The sequence below is a fragment of the Bacillus sp. JJ1764 genome, assembly GCF_036962145.1.
In the GTDB taxonomy this organism is placed as follows: domain Bacteria; phylum Bacillota; class Bacilli; order Bacillales; family Cytobacillaceae; genus Neobacillus.
In genome coordinates this window covers 1-5,817 of the sequence record NZ_JBALNY010000236.1, presented here as the reverse complement: position 1 = coordinate 5,817, position 5,817 = coordinate 1, and the positions used below count along the sequence as shown (strand labels likewise).

At 38.0% G+C, this 5,817-nt stretch carries 5 protein-coding genes; 2 read left to right on the top strand and 3 right to left on the bottom strand.

What is annotated here, in order from left to right; all coding sequences use genetic code 11:
• Nucleotides 1-49 precede the first annotated feature (49 nt).
• From V7083_RS23090 to V7083_RS23080, 3 genes are all read right to left on the bottom strand, one after another.
• Nucleotides 50-1,309, bottom strand: coding sequence for a sensor histidine kinase (locus tag V7083_RS23090; RefSeq protein ID WP_335482487.1), 1,260 nt, complete (start codon nucleotides 1,307-1,309; stop codon nucleotides 50-52).
• Between the two features lie 9 nt (nucleotides 1,310-1,318).
• Nucleotides 1,319-1,990 (bottom strand): response regulator transcription factor, encoded by a 672-nt coding sequence (locus V7083_RS23085; protein WP_335482485.1) that lies wholly within the window; start codon nucleotides 1,988-1,990, stop codon nucleotides 1,319-1,321.
• A gap of 137 nt (nucleotides 1,991-2,127) precedes the next feature.
• Entirely contained in the window at nucleotides 2,128-3,039 is a 912-nt protein-coding gene (locus V7083_RS23080) for an HlyD family efflux transporter periplasmic adaptor subunit (protein WP_335482484.1), read from the bottom strand.
• A 191-nt stretch (nucleotides 3,040-3,230) separates the two neighbouring features.
• Between V7083_RS23080 and V7083_RS23075 the strand changes: the two genes are divergently transcribed.
• Both V7083_RS23075 and V7083_RS23070 read left to right on the top strand, forming a co-directional pair.
• Nucleotides 3,231-3,692 carry a MarR family winged helix-turn-helix transcriptional regulator gene (locus tag V7083_RS23075; protein WP_335482482.1) on the top strand — a complete coding sequence of 154 codons (462 nt, stop codon included), beginning with the start codon at nucleotides 3,231-3,233 and terminating at the stop codon, nucleotides 3,690-3,692.
• A 3-nt stretch (nucleotides 3,693-3,695) separates the two neighbouring features.
• On the top strand, nucleotides 3,696-5,817 hold a 2,122-nt coding region (locus V7083_RS23070), incomplete at its 3' end, for an MMPL family transporter (protein WP_335482481.1).

Below are 5,817 nucleotides of genomic sequence, written 5' to 3'. Positions count from 1 at the left end.
TTTAACACAGCCTATATTAAAGTAATACCTGCTCATCTAGTCGTTTTTTTTATGTTTTTTGGGTTCTCGGGAAAGTGATTTCAATTGTAGTTCCTTTGCCAACGGTGCTTTGAACTTTTGTTTTTCCATGATGTTTTTCAATGATCCATTTTGCAATTGATAGCCCTAATCCTGTTCCCTCTGCGGATGTCCTGGCTTTATCGCTTTGGAAAAAACGGTCAAAGATTTTCGGAATATCTTTTTCCGGAATGCCAATTCCTGTATCTTTTACTTTAAGGCTAATAGAATTATGCGTTTGTTCGCAGGCTAGTAGAATTTCCCCACCTTCATTTGTATACTTCATCGCATTATCAAGAAGAATGACAATTAATTGATGGATTCTTTCCTTATCCGCATAAAATTTGACCGGTTTGGGTGCCCGCAATCGGATCGTCTTTTCTTGATACATCGCAAATTCTTCATAATGCTGCATAATTTCCTTTAACAGTTCATCTAACTGGAACAGTTGTTTCTTCACTTCAATTTGGTCGGAATCAGATCTCGTTAGTGTTAATAAATTGGTAACTAACTTGGACAATCGACGTGATTCGGTTGAAATCGCGGATACATCTAATATCTTTTCTTGAATCGTCGCTGATGGCTGACGGAACAACAAGTCGGTTTTTGCTTGAATCACCGCTAATGGTGTCCTTAGTTCATGCGAAGCATCAGAAACAAACTGTTGCTGTTTCTGCCAAGATTTTTTGATGGGTACAAGGGCTCTTCCCGCCAAAAAATAACCTGATGCCACTGCACAGAGGATCCCTATTCCACAGCCGACTATTAAAATTAACAAAAGTCTATTTAATAACTCTTTTTCGGAGTTGACGTTGCGGATAAATTGAATTGTTAATTCCCCGTATTCAGGCATGTTCACCTTTACAGCCATATATCTAAATGAAAACTCCTCTACTTGAACATCCTGCAAAGTGTTCAACTTTTTTGGTCGAATCCGTTTCTCATTCCCTTGGAAAAGCTCAAAATTTCGGTCTTGTTCAGTTAATAATTTATTATTTTCATCCCAAATTAACGTCATAATCCGCGGGTCTCTTCTCATGAATTTCGGAGCCCCTGCATTGTCATCGTCCCGCTTTTCCATATCTCCAGGAGGCTGCTGAAAATGAGTGACTGATTCCATTAAAGATTGGTTTACATCCTTATATAACTTATTTTCCGTATAAAAATAGATAATACTTGCTAGAATGCTGATCAATACCATGAAAACGATTGAATTAATTAACGTTAGTTTTATGTGTGTTTTCCGAAACATGCCTTACTCCTACTCTTCACTTAACATATACCCTACACCGCGTATCGTTTTAATATCGCTATGATATCCGAATGGTTCAAGCTTTTTACGCAAATGATGCATAAATACTTCCACAATGGCAATAGTTGTATCAGAATCAAAACCCCAAACCCGGTCATAAATCTGTTCTTTTGTTAAAATAGCCCCTTTATTTTGGATTAAATATTCTAACAGCTCATATTGTTTGGTTGTTAGTTTAAGCTGCTCATTGTCAACATGAATATCGCGTTCCTTTCCGAACAATTCAATTCCACGGTATTGGATCGTTTGATTAGTGGTCAAACTGCCGCTCCTTCTTAATAAGGCCCGAATTCTTGCTTTTAATTCAGCTGCTTGAAACGGTTTTACTAGGTAATCATCACCACCACTGTCCAAACCCATTACCCGATCTTCAAGTGAGTCTCTTGCAGTTAGAAATAATACCGGAATTTTCAAGCCCTCTTTGCGAATGGTTTGCAGAACCTGAAATCCATCAATTTCAGGAATCATAACATCCAAAACAATGGCATCATGGATGTTTTGCATCGCTAAAAATAAGGCATCCTCACCGTTTGAGGCCTGATCGACTTCGAATTCATCCGATAATAGTTGAACGATTGATTCTAATAAAGGAAGGTTGTCTTCTACTACTAATAATCGCATCTTATCTCTCCTAGTAAAATAGAACTAATAGCCCTATTATATAGTAATTAAAGCGGCCGCAATAGGCGCGACCACTTTTTTAGTGATTCTTATTCACATGGAGCACTTGTATTGGTATCCGGATTTAAGTAGTATGATCAATTTCTGCCCATACTGCGAGTCATTCCACCCAGGCCTCCCAAACCTCCAAGACTGTTATTATTAGAGGTTGTCGTTGATGTAGCCTTGCTGGCAGCTAATTGGGGTAACTTAACTATTTGGCCTTCTGATAATCCTTCAGTGATTTCTACATAATCTTCATTTGCCAATCCTGTTTTTATTGCTATTTTCTCTGAGCTTGCTCCTGACAGATCTACATATTTTTTGCCCTTTGATGAATGGACAGCATCAAGCGGAACATATAAAGCATTCTCTTTTGTATCAGTTAGAATACTTGCCTCTGTGCTCATGCCAACTTTTAGATGATCGATTTTGTCAATATGAATGTAAACTTCAAATGTTGAGACTCCATTTGATGAAGTTCCTTCCTCAGATACTTTTGAAACAGTCCCCGAGTAGGTTTGGTCTGCAAATGCATTCACTTTTAAACTGACAGATTGTCCAACTTTTACCTTGCTAATATCTAATTCATCGATTTGTACGACAGTCTGTAAATCCGAATAATCAGAAACATGAGCAACCACTTGCCCCGTGTTTACCTTATCACCGGATGCAACTGAAATTGAGGTGACAACTCCTTTAGCCGGTGAAACAATGGGATCACTGCCATCTGTAAATGTAACAAGTTCATCGCCTTCATTCACTTCTTCCCCAACCGATGCCAATACTTCATCGATTTCATCATTATTTGTGGTGGATTCAACATCCTTGCTGACCACTGGCTGAACAGTTCCAGAGCCACTCAATTTAACTTCCAACTTACCTTTCTTGACTTCAGCTGTTCTCTCTTTAACGGTTGCTGCTGATGTTTTGGTAGTTGAAGAATATAATTGAACACCGATGATACCCACCACCAATATACTCACAGCAATCCAGATCCATTTTTTCATACATACTAAACTCCTTTTCTAATCCTGTACAACGGGTCAGGAAGATTTGATATTGGAATAAGTTTATTATTCTATGAAATCCTTAACTTTTCCTTAATGAAATCAATTGACAACCATTTTACCCTGATATATAGTTAAACACATTAATAGTTAAACAGTTTAACTAATTTTTAAGAGGTGATAATCTTTAAATGGAAAACAGTCCTATTCAATATCTAATCGATCGTTATATTTCACTTAACTTTCAGGTGCATAAAAAAGCGGAAGCGTTGATAAAAGGTAAGATTGGAGATGATTTGACTAATGACCAGTACTACATATTAAAGTACATTTATCAAACCGGTGAATGTACATCCAGTGATCTAGCTGCGGTTTTTGAAGTAAATAAAAGCGCCATCACGGCCATTATTAACAGAATGGTTGACAAAGGACTCATTGAAAGAACCCGTGATGAAAATGACCGTAGAGTGATCTATTTAACCCTTTCTGACGAAGGCAAGGAGCTTCACCAAAATTGCATGAAAAAAGTACGTGTGTTAGTCGAATCCATTATCACTCAATTTGATGAAGTTGAAATCACGTCTTTTTTAGACACGTATGAAAAATTAGCTCAAATGATCAACAACAAGAAGAAGGAAGAATTGGGGGAATAACTAGTGCGGGCCATTATTAAAGGTAAATGGATGATTCTGATTGCATGGATTGCCATTATTGTCGGATTGGCCATGATTGCTCCGAATATGGAGGGCTTAGTCAGAGAAAAAGGCCAGATTTCAGTACCAGAAGGATACTCTTCCACCATTGCCCAAAAAATTCTTAAGGATGTACAGGCAGATGAAAATAAGGGTTCAAATTTATCTACTGCCCTTGTTTTTCACAGTGATAAAAAGCTGACGGATGCTGACTTTAAACAAGCCGACAAGGCTGTAAGAGAGCTAGAAAAAAACAAGGATAAATTAGGAATTACAGATCTGCTAACCCATTTTAACCAAAAAGAATTAAAAGACCAATTGATTTCAAAAGACGGAAAAACCATTTTAGTTTCTATAAAGGTAACCGCAAATGACCGTCAAGCAAAGGAAATTATTAAAGAATTATACAATTCTATTCGTGATGTTAAACTATCACATTACTATACCGGCAACTGGGTTATTGGCGAGGATCTTGTTACAAACTCTCAAGAAGGTCTAAAGAAAACAGAGGGCATAACGGTTGTTTTTATTTTGGCTGTATTGCTGCTAGTTTTCAGATCGGCAATTGCACCGATTATTCCGTTAATTACGGTAGGCTTCAGCTATTTAACCGCACAATCCGTCGTATCAATATTAGTAGATAAGGTGAATTTTCCTTTATCTACTTTTACCCAAATTTTCTTAGTAGCTGTCCTTTTTGGAATTGGAACAGATTATTGTATATTATTACTCAGCCGCTTTAAAGAAGAATTGGCCAAAGAGGAAAATGTGACAGAAGCGATTATTACTACCTACAAGACAGCTGGAAAAACCGTTTTCTTTAGCGGAATCGCGGTATTAATTGGATTTGCCTCCATTGGATTCTCTACATTCCAGCTATATAAATCAGCTTCTGCTGTGGCCATTGGGGTAGCCGTATTATTATTGGCACTTGTGACCGTTGTTCCATTTTTTATGGCTGTTCTCGGAAAAAAACTATTCTGGCCATCGAAAGGCAAATTAGAACATAGCGACAGTAAAATTTGGGGAGCCATGGGCCGGTTTGCCATGCTTCGACCATTAATTGCTTTTATCATCGTTGCTGCCGTCTCTGTTCCCTTCTTATTTACCTTTAAAGACCAACTTTCTTTCAATTCATTAGAAGAGATTAGTGATGAATATGCCTCAATCAAGGGCTTTAATATCATTTCAACATCATTTGGCCCTGGCGAATCAATGCCGACTCAAATCGTAATCAAGAATGATGACCAAATGAATACTTCTGAGTATATCGGGATTACAGAAAAAATTAGGCAGGAACTTAAAAAAGTAAATGATGTCAAAACGGTTCGTTCCGTTACCAGCCCTACCGGGAAACCCATTGATGATTTTTATATTTCTAAACAAGTCGTTTCTTTAGAAGAAGGAATTGGCAAAGGAAATGACGGACTAAAACAAATTAGTGATGGTCTTTCCGATGCAGGCAGCCAAATGGCAGCCAATCAGCCGAAAATGGATGAAGCAGTCAATGGTATTAGTCAATTAATCAATGGCACCAATGAAATGAAATCGAAGATGGGCGAACTTCAAAGCGGCCTCGCGCAAATTGAGACCGGGCTGAAAGGTGGTTCTATTGGGGCCGGGCAAGCAATTGACGGTTTAAATACGATCAAAGCTGAATCTGAAAAAATAGCCGTTGGAAGTAAACAATTGCTTGCGGGATATCAGAAAGCAAGTTCCGGGCTAGGTACCTTAGAAGGAAACTATGAAAAAGTTGTAGGTTCACTATCCCTACAACACCAAAAGCTACAAACACTAGATACTAAATTTACAGGGCTTGAGAAAAAATATCCTGGTATTTCCGAAAATACAAACTATAAAGATATAAAAAATACAGTTGGAGAAGTAAAAGCTGCCACAGACTCAGCAATTCCTGATCCACAGGTATCAATGGCAACCTACCTAAACACTCTTAATTTAGGTCTTAAAGGTGCACAAGACGGGTTAACTACAGCAAATACCAGTTTGGAACAAATAATTTCGGGCCAGGAACAGCTGATTATTGGAATGGGAAACCTTGTTACAGGCCTCGATCAGCTTAAAGTTG

Excerpts from the sequence above, each read along its gene's own strand:
- V7083_RS23085 (WP_335482485.1), bottom strand. The coding sequence starts at position 1,990 with ATGCGATTATTAGTAGTAGAAGACAACCTTCCTTTATTAGAATCAATC.
- V7083_RS23075 (WP_335482482.1), top strand. The coding sequence starts at position 3,231 with ATGGAAAACAGTCCTATTCAATATCTAATCGATCGTTATATTTCACTT.
- V7083_RS23080 (WP_335482484.1), bottom strand. The coding sequence starts at position 3,039 with ATGAAAAAATGGATCTGGATTGCTGTGAGTATATTGGTGGTGGGTATC.
- V7083_RS23090 (WP_335482487.1), bottom strand. The coding sequence starts at position 1,309 with ATGTTTCGGAAAACACACATAAAACTAACGTTAATTAATTCAATCGTT.